We start from the raw sequence: 26,120 nt of genomic DNA on the forward strand, positions 1-26,120 counted from the left end.
CATAACGGTTGATCGTTCCTGATTGATTTGTTCTTGGATCGATAGGCTTTCTACGTTTATCCCGTCGACACTGAATGACAACAGTATGCTCATTATCAAGTGTTATTGATTCAATACACTGTCCTGGAAGTTGAAAAAGTGTTGAAGAGATAGTTGGCATGACTTGATCATTATTCAATTGGGTGAAAAAATAATATTAAATCAATATGATAGATTAGCCAGAAGATACAATTATTTGCATCAAAGCGGAGAAGAGCCGATTTTGTATCGATAACTCCCCTCATAAACGGCTTGTTAGGCTTATAATTTGCTATAGAAAAAGAAGTACATGCACAGCGCAAAAGCAACAATGAAACATACCTTTAAAAGTAACTCTTTTCTTTCTTTAGCCGTGTATGCTTTTACTCCTTGAGAGTTATTACTAGCAGCTTCATTGTGATCAAAATGCTTTTTAAATGCTGACTTACCAGCGTCTATTTCTGATACTTCGCTAGATAATACGCCGTGAAGCCTGATATAACTTCCCCCTATATCAGTTGGAAGGTAATCGTTTTGATCAAGATATATTTCATATGCGTTTAACTCTTCAATAACGTCCTTTAAAGAATCAGCTTTTTCAGCTGATTCTTTATCTTCGAAGACCTCTACATATCCAGCGGATAACCTTAAAGCTTGTCCTGCCATTTGTTTACATTCGGCAATTAGCAACAGGTGCTCTTTTCTTAATTTATTATTGAACATGACACCTCCCCTATAGATAAGCCTAACGCTTACATAAACGGAAATTTATTGTTGGCATAATGTTTGAGAACAAAAAACAGCCAACTGTGTTTTGTCCTGATTTAATCGCTTGTTATGCAGCTAGCCCCATTATAGATAAAGTAATAGCAAACAGTGCTACTGTAATATTTACCCTAAATTTTACTTGACCACTTCATAATGACTCCAGCATTAGCAACACCAACCAATCAACTAAGCGGACAGTAAGCTCTTTTAATTCGATCTTCACTTGTGCCATATTCGTAATATTAATTAATTGAGTTGAAACTGTGATTCGAGTTAGAATTTGTATAATAAGGCAGTGATATCGAAGGAAACGCTTTTCGGTGAATAAATCGTTCGTTTTACGATACCATCTACAGTTCTAGATAGCTTACCCTGTACAAACGATTGATTTCCACAAAAAGTGAATATAAGGCCAGCGGGAAAATGGTCTTTTTTGAATCACCGAGCGAATTGTCTGCACTGCTACCTTAGCCTCAATTTCTTCCATATACTGGCTATAAACCGTTTGTCTACAGCGTCAAACGGATTATCGGCGAGCACATAAGAGGAGGTCGATTTTGTCATTGCAAATAATTCACTGTTGGGATCAATCCCGTTTTCGTCTATAGCAACGTTATTGAACAAATCAACCACCGCCGCTTTTAATTCCGCCAATAATTGTTCAAAAACTTGCTGTGCCTGCTGGACAAACACATGGTAAGGCTCGTTACCACCCCTCATAAAACTGGTGCCCACCGCCTCCACTAGATTAATACCTTCTTTGATATAGTCAATCTCAGACAAATGCTGGACCCATATTTTGTCGATGGCGTGCATAACTACAATGTTCAGGGCTTCATTGAGCTTGTCATCGCTCACCACCGTACTGAGACTTTGCCAACGCCGTGTTACTTTGCTTTTAAACTGATGAGCCCCATCACCCAGTAAAATTTCATCCCGCAATTGGTGGATCACTTGCCTTTGTTGTTCAACCAAATCACTGTATTTGTATAACGCTTTGCGTCTATCAAGATTCGCGCCTTCTAGCACCCGCTGGCCGTGGGCAATTTTTTTGCTTATACGGGCACTGGATACCAACTCCCCGGTGTCGCTTTTGCCAGACAACAAGCCATCACCCCCCAAGTGATTAAACAATTTGTCTTCAAGGCTGACAAAATATTGCGACGACCCTGGGTCGCCTTGCCTTGCCGCCCGGCCCCGCAACTGGTCATCAATCCGTCTCGACTCAAATCGGCTGGTGCCGATAATATGCAGGCCACCTGCTTTTTTTACTTGTAAATTGCGTGCTGTGTCTTTTGCCCCCAGTAAAATATCTGTGCCGCGTCCGGCCAGGTTGGTACAGATGGTTACGGCCCCCAAAGCACCTGCCTGAGCAACTATTTGGGCTTCCTGCTCATCATTTTTGGCATTGAGCAGACAACACTCAATCCCTTTTTCGACTAACAAAGCGTATAAATTTTCAGACTCGCGGACATTGGACGTGCCCACCAAAACAGGTTGCCCGGTACGTTGAATGGAGGCTATTTCATTGCAAATGGCAATGGTTTTTTCAGCTTTTGTACTGAACACCCGATCTGGCTTGTCTATTCGAATGCAGGGTTTGCGTGGTGGAATAATACAGGTTTTCAATTGGTATAACTGGTCAAACTCTTGCGCTGCCAGCACTGCGGTGCCGGTCATGCCGCTAACTTTATTAAACAGGCACATCAAATGTTGCAAGGTGATTGAGCCTAGCGTTTGACCTTCCCTTTTGACTGGCAGACCTTCTTTGGATTCCAATGCCGATTGCATACCGTCGGGCCAACGACGTTTTTCGGCAATTCGGCCGGTAAATTCATCAATCAGTTTGATGCTGTTGTCTTTGACTATGTAATCGATGTCTTTGACCAGCAAAACCTCGACGTGCAGCGCCAGGTTGACGCTGGTCAACAACGGCAAGTTGTCGATGTCAAAAAGGTTTTTACAGCCAAATTGTTGCTCTATTTTACGACTGCCGCTTTCCGTTAAATGAACAGAGGTGCTTAATTCGTCGGTCGCATAATCGTTTGTTTTGTCTAGTTGTTTAATCACCGTTGCAATGTGCGTCAGTTGATCATTGCTTTGGTGGATATCACCTGAAATAACCAGAGGAATACGGGCTTCGTCAATCAGAATCGAATCGGCTTCATCGACGATGGCAACATCCAATCCCGACAATACTTTTTGCTGTGTATAGTGCACCAACTGGTCACGTAAATAATCAAACCCAACTTCTCTTGCGGTGGTATAAACAATGTCGCAGGCATGAGCTTTTTTTCGTTGTTCACCCGACATGCCTGCTTGGATCATACCAACGCTCAAACCAAAAAATTGATAGAGGGGCTGTAAAAAGTGACTGTCTCGTTTAGCCAGGTAATCATTAAAGGTCAGCACATGAACTTTGTGACCGGCCAACGCATTGGCAATAACAGGTGCAGCCGCGGCGAGGGTTTTGCCTTCGCCGGTTTGCATATCGACTATAAAGCCATCATGTAATGCCAGACCTGCCAGCATTTGGCTGTCGAAGGGTCTCATGCCCAACAGTCTATTTGATGCCTCAGCCACAAAAGCAAAGATTTTGGCTTTGGTGTCTGAATTCATTGGCGGTGAAATGACCGAAAATAGAGATTGCAGCTGCGCTCTGAGTTCATCGTCGCAAAGCGATTTTAATGACGCGGCAAATGAGTCTATTTGTGCCAGCGTTTTTTTAAACGGTTTAAGGTCGTGTTCAATCGGAGACCTTTGTAGTTTTGCCATTACCCTTTTCAACATACTTCCACCTGTTTGTTGTTTATTTATAGTTTTTATATTGGTTGTGATTGGTGAAAATTCAAGTCACTCGCTTTGATAATTTTGCCCTTCAATGGAATATTATCCGTTTGGAAATGTTATTGATACGGCAAAAATTAGGTTTGCATATTATATTGGTATGATTGCTTTGTACTCAACAGTAGAAGTTTGGATTTGAACGATATTTACTTCCGTAAGCGCAAAGTGATCGTTAATAATTCAAAAGTGAACGACCGCTGTGGTGGCTAACTCGCCAGTCGAAGGGGTAATTATCAGGATTGGGGCTCGATGCCTCCTTCAAGTACATAGCTGGTGTTTATTTGAATAACTATCGTGACTATAACCTTTAGTAGTACACAAAAAAAAACAAGAATATAACTTATTTAACAACAAGATAACACCTACAACAGAGTCCCGTAGCGGAATAAAACTTAGAAGATTTCACTATAAATTTTCTAATGAACCTCTTTCAATAATCACCTTGTTGCTAGAAACAAGTAGAAAAAGTAAAAAGTAAAAAGTAAAAAATAAAAAATGTCAATTTAATTATTTTAGGCTAGATTGTAATCAAGTAAATAAAAATAACTAAGGTTTCTATATAGTAAAGCCTTTGTATTTCCTAGGTTTCACCAAATAGTTTGTAACTCAGAATATAAGCAACCGACGAGACTAAAATTAGATATGAAAGGTATGAACTGGCAAAATGGGCTTCAATATCAAAGATAATTAGTTCAGTTGCTATTTTAGTGACTCTCTTATACATAGCCATTCAAACAGAACAAAATACGGATGCTATTAACAGTCAATCTAGGCAAAGCCTAGCCGAAAGAGGACTGTTTGAACAAACTATATGGATGCAATATCCTTATAGTTTGTTGTTGATAATTCGATTGAAATGACTTTTGAGCAAAAGGTTCAACTAGACAGTCTCTTAATACTGACTTTATCAAGACGTGAATTCGCATTTCGCCAATATCAAGCAGGAGTTTTAGATGAAAGCACTTGGAAACATGAAGCCGAAATAATCGCTTTACTATTGGGAACAAAACGTACTAGAAGTTGGTGGAATACCCTTGGGAGGAATTCTTTCGATGAAGATTTCGCAAATGTTGTCGATTCAATGATTCATGGGCGGAAGTATCATCCATATTGGAACAATCTTTTAAATTGGAAGTCACAAAATGATGACGATTAATAATAATATTTTACTCTGTAGTGCTATATTTTCGATATAAAATCTAAGCTGAATAACCGCTGTTGGCAGATTTGCACCACTCAGTGATATAACGTAATGTAATCAAAAGCTCACGGGCTGTTGTGAGCGATCAACAGCCGTTCAAACGTTGATAAATAAGGCTCACTTAGTGCGCTTAGTTAACATGCTCTAGTGGCGGTTCTTAACGAAAACGGGATGCTAAAAGCAGAACATCAATAAATAACATGTAAGGAGACTTAGCCCAGCCGAAGACATTAACCTTTAAATTTATTGGTTAGAAAAAATAATGTTGGAGAAATATCAGAGTTTGAAGCTATTATAATTACAGCGAAAACCAATTTAACCTGTCTGCATTACAACAAGGCACTACATTTTATTAAAAGCAGTGTCCAGCCAATTCATCCGTTCAATGTACCAAGATTTTAAATGTTCAACTTCTTCTTCATAGGTATCAAAAACTACTGGATTGGGCCAAACATACATGCCTAATGTATGCCATTTATTATCGTTTTCTTGTTGCGCCCACTGTAACTTTTGAGCGTGGCTATCAATCTTATCTAGAATATACTGTTGATTCTGCTTGAAATATGAGAAACGTACTTTAACTTTATCGACAAAAGCCGGATCTTGAAATAACCTAGTATACCACGCATGGTTTTTAACCCAGAATCCTTCAGCATATTGACTGTCGGCGTAATCAACATTGCCAAACGACAAGTCAAAATCCCACAATGGACCCATTTTAATTTTATTACCTGGGATCAGAGTTAAATAGATACTAGAAAAATTTTTAGCATCTACATTTTTGTTGATCTCATTAATCAAATACCAATCGATAAAACTGTCGACGTTGATATATTTTTGATATCCATTAATAGGGTCTGTATATTGTGGCCCCATTAATACATCTTCAAATGTATTTACGTAACCTTTAACATAATTATATTCACTACTGTCTTGCTCAACATCAGGGGATTTGATGTTTAGCAGAAAATTATCCGTATGAAAAAAGATGTCATCTGGATCTAAACGAAAATCTTGGTCAATTTCTAACAAATAGCCTGTATCACCTATCGCTACACGGCTATCACCTTCTTCTACTTTTTCAGTAATGTTGTAGGTACCGTTGTAAGTATCATTTATATATACTTCAGCAAACGTGCTTCTGGGTGTCCAATCCAATTGGCTAATGTAGCCCATTTCAAAGGTAATGGTATTTCTCAGTAACGTTTTATCCGAGTATTCCGCTAGGAATAACCATTTTTTTTTCGCTGGCATGCCTAAGAATTCAGCTTTGTCGCTTAGTTTCATTTGGTAAGGTTTTTTAGGGTGATCCCAAGTTGAATTACCTCGTCCACGAATTTTCATCGAAGTTTCTGTCAAGTCAGTGAATTCTCGCCCGCCCTGAACCGATACAGTACCATTCACATAATCATCTTTAGAGTCAATTTCCGCCCATTGTTCGGTAGTGATATAAATAATCGGCAATCCAGTAAATTGAATGAGGTTGATCTGATATTCCGCCATTTGACCATCACTAGTGGCCACTTGGTATATTTGCAGTTGACTAAAGTTGTTGGTTGTAACACTGCTGGTTTGCGTCACTCCGTCTATAGTGACAGTAGTTCCTCCATGTTCAAAGGTGGCTACCAAATTATTGATAGCGGCATTGGTCGTTAACCGCGCCGAAGCGACACCTGAATTAAATGATAAAATAACATCCTCGTGCAAGTCAGGGTTGTTTGATTTTAAAAATGAAAATAGGGTTAATTCTGTGTTTTCAACAGGTTCTGATTGAGATATATCGATCTGATATTCAGCTATTCGACCATCATCAGTAGCCACTTGGTAAGTTACAATCTGACGAAAGTCGTTGGTAGTAACATTGTTGGTTTGCAGTACACCGTTTACACTTACCGTAGAACCTCCATGTTCAAACGTTGCGACTAAACTATTGAGAGCTACATCGAATGCTAACTCCGCCGAAAATACACTTGAATTAATGGATAAAATAACATCCTCGTGTAAATCAGGGTTGTTCAATTTTAAAAATGCAAACTGAGTTAATTCCGTACTGCCAATCAATTCTACTTGTGGATCTGCTTTTTGATCAGACCCACCACATGCAGTCAACAAAAACAGTATTACTGCACATAAATTAAGGTACTTAAATCTCATATTGTCCTTTCCCATTTTAAGTCGTTTATTACCGCTGATAAAGCGTATGCTGCATTCTATCCTTAACCAACGAGAAGGAAGATAGAGATAAAGTATTTTATATACGTTACCATTTGACTTGCGTTACTATGTTTTGTTTTGATAATTCACTATCAAATAATTTAAGTGAAATCATACCACCGATAAATGTAAGCGCTTCCAATTGGGTTGTCAAACATTATATAAACATGTAATTGGAGTTTTATTTGCCTGTTTTTTAGTTAGACACAAGCGAACTTCGATTAAAAAACGGATTTATTAAACGTCAACTTTCATATTTAAACTCCCCCTTAGTTGGGATGAATTTTGTTCACAAAAAAACGACCAATTTGTGGGAATTGTGATCGTTTCATATCCATGAGTGAATGACCAAAAACATCTAGTAAACATCTAGGACACTCGCTTATAAAGCAATCATAAAGAAACCAATAACACATGCTAACTATTCACTCAAAATAGCCTCAAACTTTTCGAATGAATATTAATCTGCTCTAAACAGATACAAGGATTAGTGTTTTTAGACATGACAAACACATCAGGCTTGTTGTGTCGGTATAAATTAAAACTTTGAGTGACTGTCCTGGTTAAATTTTTCATGTTAATGGCCTAGCTTACTTGTAAGCCTGCATCAGCTAAGCAATAGCATCCGATATGCTCAAATGGCTAAACTTATCCTTAATAAATAGTCCGCATTACCACCATTGATCTTGCCCCATATAATTTAGCCATGTTACTAAATAACTTCGTGCTAATTGCTTCGATAAATGAACGATATATAATTATTAAACGTTTTGTTGAACAGTGACATGAACTTTTCGTCTCATCTTCTGTCTGAGTGAATCACTAACAAATAAAGTATAAGGCAATGAATTGAAAGTAATTATGTTAATGTTATTTGTGATTTCACTACTTGGATGTGGTCATCTTCAGAATAAAAATGAAGTGGACGAGGCTGTATGGGGGAATTCGCTTAAGGGGGAATATGTAGGGAAATCCATATTAAAATCTAAAATAACGGGGATTACTTATCCTTATCATATTTATCTACCTGCTTCTTATCAGCTAAATATTGATAAGAACTACCCTATTATCTACGTACTAGATGGTCAGTGGAATTTTAAAACCTTTGTGAATAATATTGATGGTAAAAATAGAGGTGTTATCGTAGTTGCAATTGAAGAAGGTCCTGAAGGAAGTGACCGCCGAACCATTGATTATCGTTTGCCCGGAGCAATGAATTATTTAGAATTTTTCAGACAAGAGTTTTTGCCATTGATCGAATCGACTTATCGTATTGATGCGAATAATCGAAGCTTTAACGGTGTTTCTTTTTCGGGCATTATTGCTACCGCCTTATTATTCTTAGATGATCATCAACAGCCACTATTTAAAAACTACATAGCTTACGATGCTCCATACTGGGACAAACCGAAATTAATGCAAGACTTAATTGAAAAACGGTTACAAATAGAGAATCGTATTAACTCTAACCTTTATTTAGCCTCTGCATTTCCATTAGGCAATCATTTGGTGGTTATGGATTTTATAGAAAACTTGGAACAATTCGCTATCCCCGGTTTAAATATCCATCATGAATGGTACATGGTTCACCATAATAATATTCTGAGTGCCTCAATCGAAGATACTTTAGAACTTATTTATGGAAAGATTAAATAGACGATAAGACTGGACTAACATCAAAGTTAAGGTCTAACTCATAATTGTTGGCTGAGTTCTATATCATTTCTCATTAAAGCCAGCAATTATTTCCCGCTTAAAGGATGCTACAGGTACCAAACCTAATCCGAAATACAACTTCAGCTTAGCGCACCAAGAAGTCATTAGCAGTGAACTATTTTTTACTATTCACTGGTTAAAAAGCTAAGGCTCACTTTTACCACATTGAAGACCTAAGGTTTTAGTATCATACCGACAGCTTTGGGACAGTAAGCGGTCATAAATTAATAGCCGAATCAATATCTCTAGCAGTCACAATGAGCCTAAATCTGCCCTTCTAATTAAAATACTTTTATTTATTTTTACCCAAACCTTTACTCAATATTGAACGTACGATTATGTGCCCAATCTCAAAATCGGACATTATAATCATCTAAGGTCCACATAAAGTAGAGCATTAAATCTAAGGCGCTTTCGCCCCTTAGCGAGATAGAAGGAACTGTCATTATTACCCTTAAGCAGTGACTTAACTTACAAATATTAGTTAATTGCTAAAAGTTCATTAGCCTAACCACCATGTAAGTGCTACATCGCTATGCTGTGCTGATATGAGATCAGACACCTAACTGAGCAACTCAACTTATATCAATTACAAAAAAATTCTATTTGTTCTCAACACACAGATTAACATCATATATTTCTTCTTTCTTCCATTAATCAAACTGTAGATGAGGTAAATATAACCCCAAATAGATATTTACAATAATGAGTTTTTTACATTTTAATTATGACCAATTCGCATAACATCAACAAACATTGGTATGTATGAGAATCATACTCATTATGACTATATGTAACTACAAAGCATAATGCTTCTCTCTTATACTAGCTAGCAATTACCCAATTACAACAATTTAAGAGGCAGATATGACCCATATTTTACTTAAAAACATCACAGTTAAAACGCTAGTACTTGCAGCTTCATTACTTCTTATTTCAACGACCCAAGCCCAACAATATATTTTCCCTGAAAATGGACAAAGTAAAGAACAGCAACAACAAGATGAATATACATGCCATAGTTGGGCGGTAGGTGAAACAGGCTTTGATCCAACAGCCACTCAGACACAAAATTCAACTGCAGCAACACCAGTACCAGAGCAAAATAAATCAAGAAGAGGTGGCGGTATGCGTAGCGCATTAGGTGGTGCCGCAGCTGGCGCGTTAATAGCAGAAATAGGTGGTAATGATGTCAGTAATGGCGCTGCCAAAGGTGCTGCTGTTGGTATAGTTTCAAATAGAAGACATAATCGTCAAGCAAATGCTCAAGTGACACAACAGCAGCAAGCTCAACAGCAACAGACTGAGCAAGCACAACAACAATCTAACGCACAAACCGCAAACTACAATAAAGCCCTAGGTGTTTGTCTTGACGCAAAAGGCTATAGTGTAAGTAGTTAATATTTAACAGCTTGTTAAGTTACCCTTAATAGTGACTCAAGGTATTTATAGGGAAGCAATACTAATTCAGTCAGGTGAATTAGTATTGCTGCCCTCAAGAGGAAATGATCTAGTTAATTGGCTGACAGACGAGTTGACGCCGAGTCAAGAAAGCCACTAGAGTGGCGGATATTAAAACAGAAAATAAAATTTGTGTGTAATCAGCCTCCGCTTAAGCACAAAACGACCTGGGTTAGAGTAAAATCTATGATGATTTTTACCCTCTGCGGAACAAGTTCCTATAAAAGCTATCTCACTTTGTGCCTCTTAACGCCTTAGAAAATTAAATTGTTAATACACATAAACTCACGTTGATCGAATGTCAACTTTCGGTATTTCCAATAAAATTTAAACTTTGATTCTTTAAGTTTCAATATAAAGTTCAGAACAACTTTAATCTAATGTAGGGTAGCTTTGTCGGATCAGAAGTCATAAGAGAATCATTAATGCTAACGACCGCTTTAAGTCTTGGAGCTGCCGTTAGTGAGGCAGGCTCTAACTTCCTCTTTGCGCACCAAGAAGTCATTAGCCGTGAACTATTTTCGCTATTCATTGGTTAAAAGCTAAGGCTCACTTTTACCACAAAGAAGACTAAATTATTAGAATAATCACCTCCACATTTATGTCCGCTATCTTCAAGGATAGCTGACATTAGCAGTATTTTTCTATCTCGCTTACTCCCATAGAGCCATAAAAACATTTATATATTAATAACTACTTTTTCAAAGAGATAGGTTTTACTCTAATAAGACCAACGGTAACGGTTGCTGAAACCCCTTTGTCGGTAATCATATGGGTGATATAGCCTTTATCATTTCCTTCATTCCCCGTAGCTGCACCTGCTGAAGTACCCACATCACCAACTTTTGCAGCCGCTTCTGCTCCTGCATTTGCTGACCACATACCATCAATGAAATCATTGAATACTTGTTCATCCGTAAAAATAATAACAGGTCTCACGCTTCTTGCGCCCCAACCTCCACCGACGTCAAAGCGAACCATTTGGATATAATGTCTTTTTTGGCTTTTATTGTGAATAGCAACACCGTAACCTGCACCAGCGCCCACTACTGGTATCTTGGTGATTTTGTTATTCATAATTGCATAACCAATAGAGTTTTCTATTTGTGCTTGAGCTTCAGGATTTTGCTGATAAAGATCTGCTAGGGTATTCTCAACCAATTGATCAATGGTTTGAATTTGCTCCGTCTTAGTTTCACCAGGTATCGTTGCGCAAGCAGTTAAGCCAAAAACTCCCACGAGTGTAGTCAAAATAACTAATGTGGATTTTTTGAAACTAAAATTAATTGAAAATTTATTTATACAAAACATTTATATTGTCCTTCATTATTGATTGACTCTTAGTAGATTTTTTTAGTTAGTATTTTTAGTACTGATCTAATGCTAACCATTAACTAAAATCATTGTTTATAGCAATTAAAATACGCATTATAAAATGCCAATTACCCGTTTATATCCTCTATTATTACTGAGTAAGTATCGATAATCCCTTGATACGTTTTTTCTAAATTCTCACGAATCTGTTCGCGCTGTGCATCTTGAAACACTTGTCCCGCAACATCGACTAAAGCAGGAGTTCGTCCTTCTTCACGCCGACTTAGCATCACAAGGTGATAACCATAGGGTGATTCAAATGGTCCCTGCCATGTCTGAGTGTCCGTTGAAGTATTGCTAAATGGAAGTGCAAACACCTTGTCCGCCATTGATTTGCCAAAATGCGAAGCGACAAAGTCAGGAGTACGCTCTACATAGTTCACATGATAAGGAAATCGATTACCATGACCGATCCCTTCTGAAAAAGAAACTTTGTTGTTATTTAGCTCAGTCAGTTTTTTTTCCGCTAAATTCTTAGCGCTATCATTTCCGTTAGATCCCCTATCAAAAAATACATGAGTAAAAGTAACGAAGGGCTCGACATAATAACTTTCTTTATTTTCGGCAAAATAGCTTTCAAGTTGTTTGTCCGTGACCCTTGTTACAGCCTCACTATAATCCTGAGTGATAAATTCTAAATTTTGAATGGCGCGGGCTTTTATGATCGGATCACCTTTATCCAAGCCCAAGGCTTTTGACTCACGATAAAGGGCCTGTTCACGAACATAAGCATCGATTAATGTTTGTCGTTTGTCGATAGACAAACCATCGAATGACCGAATCAACTTAGCTTGATCAACCGCCTTAGTTTTTTGTTGCATAAATCGGAGCAATGACGTTCGATCCACAACGATCGTTTGCTGCTCATCAACAAAAGAAGGACCATAATAATCAAAGGCGATAAAGAAACCTCCGCCGATTAACAAAAAATAAATGAGTGGCTCTTTTAAAAATCGTTTCACTGTTATTTTCAAATCTTAAGTCCTGATAAATTAAACGCTGAGCCAACTGTTTCCAGTTGGCTCATGATTGTGGTTGAGTTTTATTTTTAACTACCTATTTTGGTGTATACCAAATTGGCGAACTATAAGCGCGTTCTTGAATACTTGTTGGGTAACCTTTTTGAGGGGCTTCATTTAAAGCAACGGACGCGTAAAGTGTATGTCGAGGTGTTGGAATTTGAAGTACACGCACATAATAAAAAGCACGTACCATTGGGTCGAATTCAGGATCAGTCCAAGTGGTTGCAAGCTCTACATCACCAATAGAGTTGGTATAACTGGCCGTTTTAATATCAACGGTATTACCCACTGCTTTTACCTTATTATTGGATATTTTACGACCGTCAGAAACCGCCACATTAAAGACTTTTTCATGAGAGTTCCCTTTATCATCTAACCAGCCTTTAACCACTTGAATGCGATCCAAGTTTCCGTCAACGGGATCTTTAACGGCTCGTATTAAGAGTGAAATGGCTTTACCTTTTGGTGCTGCGGTTAAATCTCCGCCCATTGGCACACCTTTTTGGTAGCCAACAGCGGCAAGATCTTTCGCAGACGAATCTTGGTTATTAAAATCCCAACCAGCAAACATTCGAACAGCAATACGCGGACCGGTCGTACCGTAGACTTCACGACGTTTAAAAGCAGCCATTAACGATTCACGCGTATTTTCTTTTGCCCAAACACCGGCTAAACCCGAGGCCGACATATCTGCACCTATGGTACCTGGAGTTAAATCAGCTTTTTTACCCATAGGACGTGAATCAATGGGAAACTTACCACCAAAATTATCTTCCTCAACAGCAGGAACCCCTGAGTGAGAATCAGATGCGCCTATTAGGCCAATTTTAAACGGGTTTACCCCTAGCTTTTTATCAAACTCCAGACCGCGCATAAGCGCCGTTCTCGCATAATCGCCTTTATCCGCTGGAAGCCCATGTGAGTTACCGCCAGCTTTTCCATCGAGTGCATGGTTATAGGTTTCAAATTCGGCAAACTCATCATTGGGTGACAATGCACTTAATGTTTCACTATCTCCTTTTATTTGGGTTACCTCATAGATAGGCTCCCAACGCATACGAGTTTTTGCATATTGCACGGACAATGGTCGACCTTCACTATCAATTTCAGCAAACATTTTACCTTTACTAATATTACCGTTATGAGGAATAGCGACAAAACTAGCACCTGTTTCTTTTTCGGTTTTATCCAAGAACTTCCAAAGATCTTCAGGTTTGTTACTTTCAAAAGATGAGTAAGGCAAAAATTTCTTGCCTATTTCGCCGCCTTCTTTCATAAAGATGATGCGATGCAGGTTTGAGCCGTTAGGTAATGACGACCACTCCCAACCGATAAAGCTAGTGAATTTACCGGGGTCATTATGACGTTCAGCCGCATCTACAATGTCGTGCCAAATAGGTTTTCGTATCGCTTCGGTAATAAAATCTTTATTCGGAGAATTACTATTAACGGTTGCTAATAGCTCAAAAAATGCGGCTCTTTCTTTGCCTTGTTCAATTAAGCCGCTTAACTTTTTACCAAACGGTGTTTGGCTAATTTGAGATTTACTATCAAAAAGTTGTTCAACTACACCTACATATTCTGCATGGTCGGTAACCATCAAAAAATCTAATGGTGTACCTATTTTAATTCTATGTTTGCTTAGAGCATTCACAACGGGTAAACCTTTAGCATAACGATAGGCATCGTCGGGTCCAAGGGTACGCTCTTGCATCAGAAAAGCATCAGCTGAAAGCTTAGTATGCAAATGCGTATCACCCCAATATAAGTTGGTTTCTGATGCATTTACATAACCAGTACTTATCGCTAAGCAAACAGCCGATAACAATAATTTATTCATCATAATAGTCCTTTTTTTATTTATTAGGTGTATACCAAATTGGTAAAGTATAAGCGCGCTCTTGGATAGTAGCGGGGTATCCAGTTTCTCTTACAACTTGAGAAACTCTGCTATTGAACCCCACTTTTATTGGGTTACACGACTATTTCACCAACTCGAAGTTAGGGACGATCGAGTTTTCCTCTTCAGCAACAAAGGCCTTCGATGGAGAGTATGCTCGGAAGTAGACAAACCAGTTTTCGCCAGTATTGGTTTGCACCCAATTGGCATCTGCGACGTCCTTTGGTTTTTCCGGAGAGAAGTGGAAAGTATAACCGCCTTCACCATTTGTCACCGTTCCTTTGATGTTTGAACCAACATCAGCACGTCCCTGTGTGTTGGTGATGGGGCCACGGTCTTCAACGTTATACACCGTAACCGTCCAGAATGTCTTCGCGTAGTCAGCGCCAGCGGGAATGTTTAGGGTGTAGTGTTTACCGCCGTCTAGTCCGTTGCCGTTAGCTGAGCGGTAGTTATCAAGGTAAACCTGTCCCCAACCACCATTTTTCATACCGTGCATGGCTATATCGTTGGAAACAGCCTCATAGAACCAGGCGGCTCTGCCATCGAGATCGATGCCGTAACCACGGTCTTGATCAGGTGTAGACGCGGTGGCTATTTCCCAGAAGTTCCCTTCTGGCCCATATTCAGACTGCTCAAGTCGCCCAGTTTTGTTGAAGTCAATGTTCTTGGTCATCGCTTCACCGACGATAACAGCCTCTTCAAGTATTGCTTGTTGTGCCGCGGTAGGATTAAAGGGCTTGCCTTTTTCGATACCCAACGGAGCGAGCATATCCATCATCATGCGATCACGTTCCTGTACCGGCTCTATAGTTATCGCCCGATGCAGTATTTCCCAATAGGCCATACCGCGCGGTTGTTTAGTGTCCATGCCATGCTCTATGTGTAGTGGTGGTTTGTCAGAAATCAATTTGCCGTTAATATCGGTGATCTTGATGCTCGCCATATCCGCCATGCGTTTGTCCCGGGTGTCGTTCATCAAACGAATACCGAACAGGATGTGATTGGTGTCAGAATGAAAGACTTTTACATCCTGGGCCAGGTTGGCAGGGGTCTTCTGGCCAGGTCCTACAAACAGATATTTGCCAGGCTCTGTTAGCTGTGTGATGCCGACCTGCCACATGGTGTGCATTGCGCCTCGAACCGGAGCGGCGGGTATTTCAATTATCACAGGGCCATCACGCAGGTCGTTGAATGACAGTACATAGGGTGTTGAGGTATTAAAGGTCAAGCCACCTTGTTTAGAATCGTAGGTCTCATAGAAAGCTATTTGTCCTCGCTCTACCCCTTGCGCGTCCATGACCTCAAGCCAGGCATAAAAACCCATTAACGGGATGGCCCAGATATAGGCTTGAGAGGCACGCTGGAAATCAATTTCATTGAACAGCAGCTTGGACGTCTCAGCGGTGGGAATGCCGTGCTCGAAACTATTTTCAAATGTAAGATCGCCAATTCGAGTATTGAGTATTTCAAAACCACCTGAAGGTTCTTGAGGGTCGGGAGACTGCGTGGTAACACAGGCACTTAGCATAGTAGTCAGCAACAAAGTGGATGCTAACGCTTTGTTTGATAATTTTGGTTTGATTGTAGTTTTCATGTTTTCCTCGTGTGTAAATAAAATGTATTGTTAAACAAAAAATGGAGACGGAGGGATAACCAAGGCCGTCGAAGCAAATCGAATATTAAGGTCGCTAAATCCAAAACCCGGTAACTCTTTGTATGGTCCAATACATGGTGATACATCCAACAAAATAGGCGGCAGGCGTTTGCACTCGAACCAATAAATCGCTTTTGTTATTTTTGAAAACCAACATAATAAAACGCGCAAAAATCATCACGGTTGCCACAAAGAGTAACTGGCCTATTTCTACACCTATGTTAAATGCGAGTAACGCAGCTGGTATTTCAGTTTGCGGTAAACCTATCTCACTTAAAGCAGAAGCAAAACCAAAGCCGTGTAATAAACCAAAACTTGCGGATATCGCAATGGGATACTTCCAAGTTAATGTGTCTCTGCGGTCAAGGGCGATTTCTCTGGCGAGAAAAACAATCGATAAAGCGATCACCGCTTCGATAGGTGGTATGGCTATTTGGATAAACTCTAATGCGGCGAGGGTTAAAGTGATTGAATGGGCTACAGTGAAACCGGTGATGGTTATCAAAATACGTCGCCAGGACCCAGCGATAAAAATCAAGCAAGCAACAAATAAGAGATGATCAAACCCTTCCAAAATATGTTCAACGCCAAACACCAGATAGGTTTTGGCTACCTGCCAAAACTGCGGTGTGCCTTTAATTGTGAAAGAGGTGTGTGATGCATTGAGTCTTGCGGTCTCGGTGGTTCCATCTAAACGTTCAATGCGCACTAATACATCGGTTGACGTCTTATCTAACCCTTGAATATGAATGTTGCTGCCGGTTAAACCGCCTGTTCTTTGAATTGACCAACGCTTGATAACGGCCCCTGCTATAACGGACTTTCGGGTTTTACTTATTTGTTTTACATCTTTGGAAAGCTCAACATGCACATTGGATTTTCGACCATTGCCTTTGATTGGCACTTTCCACAAAACTGTATATTTTTCGGCTGATTTTTGCTTAAGTTCAAGGTAAGCTGGACGGTATTCATCCGCCAATGTTGCCGTGACATAGAAAGTACAAAAGATAATCACACTGCAACATAGGCTTTTATAAAATAGAGAAAATCTGTTCTTTTGAAAAAGAAGAATCATACAAAACCCTCCAATATTGTTTTACTAATATTAGGGGCTTGATGTGTTCTGGGCTGGATTTCCATTTCCATTTCCATTTCCATTTCCATTTCCAAAGAAGCGTGCACCCGACTTGGTGAGAAACACCTTTTTATAAAGGTTACTTTTTGACATAAATCAAAGATATGATTTTGATATATATATCAATGTACCACATAAAAAATGGGTGGAGTAACTCTTAATGGTAGATTTTGGGATGACCCTTGGTTTAATAGTAAAGGTAAACTACAGGTTAATCATGATTAAGGAGATAATAGACCTTATTGTGGAATAATAAATTAAGTCACTAATTTAGAATATCTACGTTAACTCGTAAAAGATTAATGACTTTGAGTATGCCCTTAGTTCGCTCTAATAAGGAATCGATTTTTCAACTCGTTATGTTAACAATGTGCATACTCGAAACATTGCAATGAACTAATGTATATTTTAAGCACAGTCTAAATGACCATCATTCAAATTACCTCTTTGTGTCCCATTGCGACATAAGAATATAAAATATTGGTCTGCTATATGATCGAAAAGTTGACGTTTGATATTTTGATTGGTCTTATTCCGCTTTGCGCACCAAGAAGCCCTTAACAAAAGAGCTACTGCATTTGGAATTCACTAATTTTTTATATTTAGATGTTAAGGGCGGTAAGTACCACAAAGCGGTCTAAATTTTGGCTTGAATTTATCATCTATAATAGTCCGCTTCGCCACCATCGCGGTCATTGGTACTTAATTAATTGAACGTTAACTTTATGCCATGAGCTGTCTTTTATCGCACTACCCTGTAGACAGTAAACTAACCATCAAAATTTAATTGTTTGTACAGCTAATTGACATTATCTGCATTCTATTAGAATGTTACCAATTTGTACCGCTTGCAATTATAGGGACGTAGTGTGGCATTTCTCTCAAAGTTAATAAATACCAGTCGATTATCAAGAGTCTTATTGATTCGAATATTGTTATTTAGCGGGTTATTTACCGTAATAATTACCGCTGTCCAATTGTCATTAAATTATCAAAATGAGATAGAAGAATTACAAAAAAAATCTAAACAACTGGTTCACTCAAGCGAAGGTCCTTTGGTTTTAGCAACCTTTGAACTCAATGATAGACAAGTCATTCTTATTACTGAAGGTTTGTTTAGATCAGGCCTTTTTAAATCTCTAATTGTCAAAGGTACTTACAAAGGTATACCTGAGTCTACAATAATTTCTTTAGGTGAAAAAAACATTCAAACTCAAGGGTGGCGGCACCCACTAATATTTGAATATAAAGGACGTTTTTCAAAAGTAGGAGCTATTGAATTTCAAATTGATATCGACCCAATAAAACAAAAAATCATGGATGAGTTCATCATCATTCTTATTTCTCAGTTTATTAAGACCTTTTTTGTTTCCATTTTTATCCTCTTTATTATTCATAACTTGGTAATCCGTCATTTGGATGAAATATCTAACTGGCTAAATAACTTTAAGCCAGAATCATCATTCAGTCCGCTTGCATTGGAGACTGATAAAGGCAGTGATAGCGAGATGGTTAAACTCAAATCAGCCATTAGTGAAATGGGACAGCAGGTGCATAAGCATACTATAGGGTTAGAGAAAGCTGTAGCTGAGCGCACTGCTGAATTAGAAAAACTCGCATATACTGACAGCCTAACGGGTGTTGCTAATAGAGGCGCTTTTCTCCAAGCATCAAATGAAGAATTAAGCCGTTCACGACGGTTATCATATGATATTGGCGTGATGATGTTAGATTTAGACCATTTTAAAGCAATCAACGATACCTATGGCCATGATGCTGGAGATGAAGTGCTTAAACAAGTATCCAAAGCAATGAGTAATTGCTTACGAAAAGAAGACACCTTAGGCCGAATAGGTGGTGAAGAGTTTGCCATTATTACGCCCGGTGCTGATAAGGGGGGAATGCATAAACTAGCTTCACGATTACAACAGTCTATCGCGTTACTTAATTTTCCATTTCTACCAGAAGACAAAAATATCACCGTAAGTATTGGTTATACCAAAATCAGTAATGATGAAAACTTTAAAGCAGCTCTAAAAAGAGCTGACGTACATTTATATACCGCAAAAGCTTCTGGCAGGAATACCTTTATAACGGATAAGGGATTTGTTCCTAGCATTGTGAATTAAGTTTTGAGGATAGCCTTTATGACCATCCAAAGAACGTTCCAAGTTGCCGCTTAGTATGAAGTCCCACAGGCAGCAATGAGCTTGATAGCGGACATTAGGGTTAACGAGTTGCTAGCTTCCGCTGTGCGCACCAAGAAGTCGTTAGCATTTTATTAATTTAGAAACCAAAAATTGAACCGGTTGGGGTCGATTAATTAGGTTAACTCATACCATAAAAGAGGCATTAGACCAGATTATTAAATGGTGTGAGTGGATTAGAATTTGTATTAAAAAGTCACCATAGTCTCTTGTTCGCTAACAATATCATTCAAAACTATATTTTTGCCCAATTTGACTTCGAATAGTATCCATTACCGTCATGGTTGCTAACGTATCCGCATGTGAAATGATTGAACTTTCTAGTAATCCCGCACGAATACAAGACATCGCCTCTTCAATTTCATACTCAAACCCTGTGGCACGAAATGGTTCGCTGATAGTTAATTTTTCAGTTTCGGTAACTAAGGTAGCGTCACTAGTGCACCAAAACATATCATGAATTTTAATATGACCCTTAGTGCCATATATACAAAAATCGTTTCTGTGTTTAACTAAAAAACTACAAGTAAACTGAGAGTGTCGCCCATTACTGTAACTCATGTTTACCGCGGTATGTTCATCAACGTCTGTTTCAGTTAACAAAGCACTTGCTTGAATAGACTGTGGATTTTCGCCATAAACCCATTGTGAAATAGTAACATTGTAAATACCCATATCGAGCAAAACGCCACCAGCTAAATCGTGATTATACATGCGATCATCTAAGTCACGTGGCACACAAAAACCAAAATTAGAATCAAGCGACTTTACTTCACCAATAATACCTGAATCTAACCACGTTTTAACACGACCATAAATGGGTAAAAATCGTGTCCAGACCGCCTCCATTAAAAAAACGCCCTGCGCTTTTGCCAAATTCATTAATTCTTGTGACTGCGCAGCGTTTACCGTTAACGGCTTTTCACAAAGAACAGCTTTGCCCGCTTCTAAACACAATTTAATTTGTTCATAATGAAAGCGATGTGGTGTGGCAATATAGACTGCATCTATTTTATCATCGACCACTAACTCAGAATATTGCTGGTAAGTTGTTTTGGCGCTATATTTATCGGCAAAGCTTATTGCTCTTTGTTTATTTCGGCTAACAACTGCATAGAGTTCCGCATCGTCAATTACTGTCAATGCCTGAGCAAAATTTTCGGCGATACGCCCAGGTCCGATAAGCCCCCAGCGAAACTTTTCCATTGTCATTTCCCTCCTCCTCTGAAACGAATAACAAACAGTGTAGCCAATTAGAAATTGTTTAACTATAGCTATATTGTTAAACCTTTGTTTAATAAAATCATCCAATATTAAGCGAGACAATATAGATAATTGATAAAAGTCCGATGGTTTAAATCAGCAATGATAATCATTAGAAAGCTATGGCAAAGCATTAAATACTAATGTCCTCAATGCGCACTTTGAAGACTATTTCCTAAATCCAAAAATGACATCAGAATAGACTGTTATATTATAGTGATGAGAAAAGCATTAATATTTATGTTCACTTTTCAGCCTAAAACTTTATTTTGTAAACATTACAAAACAGCTTAAACTCATCAAAAAACAAGGTAACTTTACTTTTTAGTAGTACCAGAAGTAGTACTGACAAAACCACCATACAATAAAACCATTAATTAACAAATAGATAAATCATAGAGTCGAGTCCCGTAGCTGCCGCTTTATTTAAGCGGCTTTTTTGTGTCTAAAAATCAAGGTGTTATTTACTAATCCCCTGTTCTCAAATAGTTAAACAGCTAATGACCTATAACTGAATACTTAAGAAAATTCTCTCAAAGAAACTCCAATTTACTACGGACGTTTTATTTATGAAGTATTAATTGAAAATTATATATTAGTGGGTGTCGCAAGCTTGCTAATTTTAGCAAAAAACTGAATGCGCATTCCTATTGGCCTTCCAAAGAAAAACACCGTAGAAAAAGGTCAAGCATTCACCAATTGAACTCAAGCCACAAAGCCGACCTAATTTAGACTCGAATTTATCACAATGAATAGTCCGCTTTACCACCTAAACGCTCGTTCACACAATTTTATTGGCATGACTTTAAAGTACTAAAAACATATCGGTAATCGAATATCCTTAGCTAAAACCATGTCACTCGGATACCTTTGATTTTATATATTAATAACACTTCTCTTGGTAGTTTGAACACATTGATTTTCATTTAGTTAATATAAACTCATATCAGCTTTAGCTAACTAACTAACTAAACAGCTATCTATCAACAATTGAAAAGGAAAACCTAATGCACCTAACTAAAAAGTGCTTAAGTCAAATCGCGATTGCCGCGACAACTGTTTTTTCTCTATCAGCAGTAAATGCGACTGAGATACCTGAAGGTTACAACACACCTATTCCTGGCTATATTACGACTCCAGATAAGGTTGAGTCACGTCTTGGTACACTCAACTTTTTCGATGGTGTGCCAACAAAAGAAACTTCTGCAACCTTATTAGAAAATTTAAACTTTCTTCGTGGTGTAGAAGCTTTTCTAAATGGTGTGCCAATGGCATCAATACATGGCTTAACTAAAGGGTTTGCCAGCATTGGCGCAACTGAAGCTAATCACATCATCGTAACGGATAAATTAATGGACTCTAATCCATTGTTCTTAACAGCAAATACCGATACCGTTTATGTATTTAACTCATTTGACTTGAAGAAAACAGGTCCATTAAACAACTAGGACACTCGCTTATAAAGCAACTCAAAAGAAACCAATAACACATGCTAACTATTCACTCCAAATAGCTTCCAGCTTTTCGAATGAATATTAATATGTACTAAACGTCTAAACAAATACGAGGATTAGTGTTTTTTAGACATGACAAAAAAATCGGCCTTGATGTATCGGTATAAATTAAAACTATGAGTGACTGTCCCGACTAACTATTACTGTCCCGATTAACTAAACTGAACATATAGGGAATATGTTATTTAGTTATAAAATGCTATATTTTTATTGATGAGGAAATTAAGCGTATTCAATTAAAAGAGGTAAATTATGTTTCAGACAACTTATCTCTTAAATAGAAAGTATCAATATGCTTTTAATATTTTCATCCTTATTGGTTTATTGCTTTTCCTTGCGCCACTAAAAGCGGACGATAAAACGCTATATATTGTTACGCCCGCCTGGAAAAATTGGACAAATTCTGATGGTACTGGATATTATTTCGATCTTGTTAAACTTATCTATAAACCTTTAGGGTATAAAATACTTTTCGATATTGCTCATTTCTCTCGAGCTAAAAAAATGGTTGAACTAAAAGAGGCGGATGCAGCATTCAGTTTATATATGAGTAGCTCAAATGAAAAATATATCACACCAAAGCATTCGTTGACTTCTGGTGAAGTTGTAATCATGTTTAGCCGAGATTTAGAATGGAAAGGAATCTCTTCTTTATATCAAAAGGATATTCTTTACCCACAAGGTTACAATTTCATACCTGAAATTCCAATTAGTTTTACCCATATAGAAGTGTCCGACAGTAAGACAGGTATTTTAATGCTAATGCGAGGTCGCGCTTCTTATTTTATTACTAATCTTGAAGAAATGACTCTACTCCAGCAAGAGTTACGGGTTGATATGACTCTTTATCGTGTTGAGCACCTTTATTCTAAAAAGTTATTCATGGGCTTTTCAAATACTGATAAAGGAAGAAAATTAGCTGAGCAATTTGATCAACGAATGACGCTACTTATTAATAATGGCCAGATTGAAAAGCTTAAAAAAAAGTGGAATTTAAAAAACTAGACGATGTTGTTCTTCATGGATAAATATTCATTCAGGATAAAGCTATTATGGGACAATCACCTCTGATAGTTGTTGGGAGTAACCTTTCAATTAACTAATTCAACTAATTCAACTAAAGGTAATCTTATATAAATGGGGTCAGGTACACTTTAAATATCTTGCATTTTACGCCAGCTTTGATAAGAAAGTATTTTAGCAACCGCGTGTAAATTCAAGCGGTACTAAAATGGTAAACATCTAGGGCACTCGCTTATAAAGCAATGCTAAAGAAAACATTAATACATGCTAACTATTCACTCAGAATAGCCTCAAACTTTTCTAATGAATATTAATCAGTACTAAACGTCTGAACAAATACTAGGATTAGTGTTTTTTAGACATTACAAACAAATCAGGCTTAATGTGTTTGTCTAAATTAAAACTTTGAGTGACTGTCCTGGTTAAAATTCAAAGCCGACCTAATTTATACTCGTATTTATCACAATAAATAGTCCGCTTCGCCACTATAACCGCCAGTCATGAAGTCGCATTGGCGTGATTTCAAAGTGCGCATTCGAGACATTAGCCACAAAATATTTGCCTATTTTTTCTAATGAATCATTCATTTCAGTTTACTGATACTTATCGATAAAACACAACTATTTACAAAATAGTTAACCTTTTACGGTTTCAAATATTTTGTTATTGAGTGATTATTCCTTGCATACAGCAATATTCTCAAACAGGTGAAAATACATGAATGTTCGATACAAAACTTTAAAATACAGTTTAGCTGGATTTTTGGCAATATTAGCTGCTGGGTTGTGCCAAGCGAGTGAGCACCCGCAAAATACGCTTGAGCAATCAAACTTGAAGAAAGCACTGTATTGTATGGATATTCTAGAAAACCGACCAGATCTTGAACCATCGCACCGGATAGATATTTTGCGCAATGAATGCTTTTCTGAAACCTATATTCAGCATTCACCCCATGTAGCGGATGGGCGAGATGCGGTATTAAGCTTGTTTGCAAAAAGGTTTAAAAATAGTCCGAACATTACAACTTCTGTTAAGCGAACAGCCTCAGAAGGTGATCTAGTTTGGATTCACCAACATGTCAAACGAACGCCAGAAGATCTTGGTCGTTCGGTTATTAACATTTTTCGAATGAAAGACGGAAAATTTGCAGAACATTGGAACCTTGGACAAGCTGTCCCAGAGAAATCAAAAAACAATAATACGATGTTTTAATTGATTTTAATAACGCACTCGATTTTAAGTTCATTGATGACACCACAGCCGCCAGTTAATAAGTAGCATTGGCGTGGTAATTCAAAGTATACATTGGAGACATTAGCCAAAAACGATTTTCCATATATTTTCTATATGTTGCCATGTTACTAATTAAAATTATGACACCCTTTATTTTGTTAGGCTTGTGGACGCTTCTCAGACATATTCATAATATATTTACACCTTTATAGTGTAAATATATTGAAAGATTAATCAGTTGTTAAGGTCTTATTATACTCAATTGTTTTTAACCGTATAAAAGGAATTTCGTTGGTGAATATTTTGAATATAGGTTGTGTACTGAGCTTGTTATTTATTAGCGGTTGCGGCAGTAGTGGAACAGAGGATAAACAAACTATTCCACAGATTAAATCCACACTTACTGAGACATTAGACAATTATCTGGAAACAACTATCCCCGATTCAGGTGCAGGCATTGCAATTTTCGTTCATAAAAATGATACGGTTCAATATAGAGGGTTTAAAGGATTAGCAAATAAGCTGACGAATACCTCCATAGATGCTGATACAGGGTTTCGAATCGCCTCTATAAGCAAAGTCTTTACCGCGTTAGCTATTATGAAGCTTTATGAGCAAGAGCAAATTCAACTTAACGATTCTATTTTGATTTACCTTCCTGAACTTCCTTCTTCATGGCAGCATATTACTATTCATCACTTGTTATCACATCAATCGGGTATTCCTCAATATGAAGTTCATCCGGATGCTGCAATATGGGCTGATGGGCAGACAAATGATGACGTTTTAAATTTCTATGTTTCTCACCCAGAACTGTCTTTTGAACCAGGCTCAACAGGTGAGTACAGTAACTCGGGTTATCACTTACTCGCGGAAATTATTTTCAGAGCTACTGGCATTTATTATGAGGATTATATGGATGAGTATTTCTTTAAGCCATTAATTATGACAAATAGCTATGTCACTGATGAAACAACTTCCCCTAAAGCTAATGATGCTTTAAATTTTGCACAATACACTAGGTTCAATGGTAAGAATAATTTTACCAACGGAGCTAATGGTATTGTGAGTTCAATAAATGATTTAAATCTTTTTATCTCTTCGCTACTTAATGACCAAATAGTTAAACCTGAAACGCTAGAATTGATGTTAAAACATCATACCTCTTCTTTATTAGGTGAAGCAGATTATGGCTATGGTTGGATACTTGCGCCTGAGGGTAGTGATGCGTTTTCTCATACTGGTGGTCATGATGGTTTTAGAACTTGGCTATTAATTAATAGAGATAAAAACCTTAGACTGATCATTCTTGGAAACGGTGGCGACTTAACAGGCGATCATGGTCATTTGGCTAATCTTATGCAGCCTTTTTTGTAGGTTTTTTAATAAGTTAGAGTAATAAAAAACATATAAGGTTTTGAAGTTCGATACAAAAACCAATGCGACGCTGTATTTTTATTCGAACCTTAATAGGCGGCTTTGAGCTTCAAGCGGACGTTATGAATCACGGTGGTTTAACTTCCGCTTACGCACCAAAAAGCCCTGAGTGGTGACCTGTTTTTACTTG

Annotated in this window: 17 protein-coding genes; 8 read left to right on the forward strand and 9 right to left on the reverse strand. The window is 38.0% G+C overall.

Features of this window, described 5'->3' with window-relative positions:
- Positions 1-300 precede the first annotated feature (300 nt).
- Together F580_RS0108895 and secA2 are read right to left on the reverse strand one after the other, a co-directional pair.
- A complete protein-coding gene (locus tag F580_RS0108895; RefSeq protein ID WP_019027367.1) occupies positions 301-741 on the reverse strand; it encodes a hypothetical protein in 441 nt (146 codons plus the stop codon).
- Between the two features lie 507 nt (positions 742-1,248).
- Positions 1,249-3,561 (reverse strand): accessory Sec system translocase SecA2, encoded by a 2,313-nt coding sequence (secA2, locus tag F580_RS24225; RefSeq protein ID WP_040357106.1) that lies wholly within the window; start codon positions 3,559-3,561, stop codon positions 1,249-1,251.
- A 928-nt stretch (positions 3,562-4,489) separates the two neighbouring features.
- On the opposite strand from secA2, the gene F580_RS26600 reads away from it, so the two are divergent.
- Positions 4,490-4,789 carry a hypothetical protein gene (locus tag F580_RS26600; RefSeq protein WP_019027369.1) on the forward strand — a complete coding sequence of 100 codons (300 nt, stop codon included), beginning with the start codon at positions 4,490-4,492 and terminating at the stop codon, positions 4,787-4,789.
- Positions 4,790-5,176: 387 nt separating this feature from the next.
- On the opposite strand, the gene F580_RS25475 is transcribed toward F580_RS26600, so the two are convergent.
- Entirely contained in the window at positions 5,177-6,988 is a 1,812-nt protein-coding gene (locus F580_RS25475; RefSeq protein ID WP_019027370.1) for a CotH kinase family protein, read from the reverse strand.
- 909 nt (positions 6,989-7,897) lie between these two features.
- On the opposite strand from F580_RS25475, the gene F580_RS0108915 reads away from it, so the two are divergent.
- Both F580_RS0108915 and F580_RS24235 read left to right on the forward strand, forming a co-directional pair.
- Positions 7,898-8,704, forward strand: a complete 807-nt coding sequence (locus F580_RS0108915; protein WP_157443056.1) for an alpha/beta hydrolase — start codon at positions 7,898-7,900, stop codon at positions 8,702-8,704.
- Positions 8,705-9,631: 927 nt separating this feature from the next.
- On the forward strand, positions 9,632-10,165 hold the full coding sequence (locus F580_RS24235) for a hypothetical protein (RefSeq protein WP_019027372.1): 534 nt from the start codon (positions 9,632-9,634) through the stop codon (positions 10,163-10,165).
- 753 nt (positions 10,166-10,918) lie between these two features.
- On the opposite strand, the gene F580_RS0108930 is transcribed toward F580_RS24235, so the two are convergent.
- The 5 genes from F580_RS0108930 to F580_RS0108950 all read right to left on the reverse strand — a co-directional run bounded on the left by F580_RS0108930 (position 10,919) and on the right by F580_RS0108950 (position 17,253).
- Entirely contained in the window at positions 10,919-11,536 is a 618-nt protein-coding gene (locus tag F580_RS0108930) for a lipid-binding SYLF domain-containing protein (protein ID WP_019027374.1), read from the reverse strand.
- A gap of 131 nt (positions 11,537-11,667) precedes the next feature.
- The gene (locus F580_RS0108935; protein WP_019027375.1) at positions 11,668-12,573 is read right to left on the reverse strand and encodes a peptidyl-prolyl cis-trans isomerase; all 906 of its coding nucleotides are present in this window, start codon (positions 12,571-12,573) and stop codon (positions 11,668-11,670) included.
- A gap of 82 nt (positions 12,574-12,655) precedes the next feature.
- Positions 12,656-14,464, reverse strand: coding sequence for a DUF3604 domain-containing protein (locus F580_RS0108940; RefSeq protein WP_040357103.1), 1,809 nt, complete (start codon positions 14,462-14,464; stop codon positions 12,656-12,658).
- Between the two features lie 139 nt (positions 14,465-14,603).
- Positions 14,604-16,118 (reverse strand): DUF1214 domain-containing protein, encoded by a 1,515-nt coding sequence (locus F580_RS0108945; protein WP_019027377.1) that lies wholly within the window; start codon positions 16,116-16,118, stop codon positions 14,604-14,606.
- A gap of 94 nt (positions 16,119-16,212) precedes the next feature.
- Complete coding sequence (locus F580_RS0108950; protein ID WP_019027378.1) at positions 16,213-17,253, reverse strand: HupE/UreJ family protein; 1,041 nt, start codon at positions 17,251-17,253, stop codon at positions 16,213-16,215.
- Between the two features lie 929 nt (positions 17,254-18,182).
- Between F580_RS0108950 and F580_RS0108960 the strand changes: the two genes are divergently transcribed.
- Positions 18,183-19,442 carry a GGDEF domain-containing protein gene (locus F580_RS0108960; RefSeq protein WP_245560605.1) on the forward strand — a complete coding sequence of 420 codons (1,260 nt, stop codon included), beginning with the start codon at positions 18,183-18,185 and terminating at the stop codon, positions 19,440-19,442.
- A gap of 303 nt (positions 19,443-19,745) precedes the next feature.
- Here the strand turns inward: F580_RS0108960 and F580_RS0108965 are convergent, their stop codons facing one another.
- Positions 19,746-20,726, reverse strand: coding sequence for a Gfo/Idh/MocA family protein (locus F580_RS0108965; protein WP_019027381.1), 981 nt, complete (start codon positions 20,724-20,726; stop codon positions 19,746-19,748).
- 1,064 nt (positions 20,727-21,790) lie between these two features.
- On the opposite strand from F580_RS0108965, the gene F580_RS0108970 reads away from it, so the two are divergent.
- The 4 genes from F580_RS0108970 (at position 21,791) to F580_RS0108985 (ending at position 25,930) form a co-directional block, all read left to right on the forward strand.
- Positions 21,791-22,231, forward strand: coding sequence for a hypothetical protein (locus F580_RS0108970; protein WP_019027382.1), 441 nt, complete (start codon positions 21,791-21,793; stop codon positions 22,229-22,231).
- A 318-nt stretch (positions 22,232-22,549) separates the two neighbouring features.
- Entirely contained in the window at positions 22,550-23,302 is a 753-nt protein-coding gene (locus F580_RS0108975) for a transporter substrate-binding domain-containing protein (RefSeq protein WP_019027383.1), read from the forward strand.
- Positions 23,303-24,037: 735 nt separating this feature from the next.
- Positions 24,038-24,532 carry a nuclear transport factor 2 family protein gene (locus F580_RS0108980; protein ID WP_019027384.1) on the forward strand — a complete coding sequence of 165 codons (495 nt, stop codon included), beginning with the start codon at positions 24,038-24,040 and terminating at the stop codon, positions 24,530-24,532.
- A gap of 315 nt (positions 24,533-24,847) precedes the next feature.
- Positions 24,848-25,930, forward strand: a complete 1,083-nt coding sequence (locus F580_RS0108985; protein WP_019027385.1) for a serine hydrolase domain-containing protein — start codon at positions 24,848-24,850, stop codon at positions 25,928-25,930.
- The last annotated feature ends 190 nt before the right edge of the window (positions 25,931-26,120 follow it).

Origin of the sequence: Colwellia piezophila ATCC BAA-637 (assembly GCF_000378625.1) — a bacterium.
In the GTDB taxonomy this organism is placed as follows: Bacteria; Pseudomonadota; Gammaproteobacteria; order Enterobacterales; family Alteromonadaceae; genus Colwellia; species Colwellia piezophila.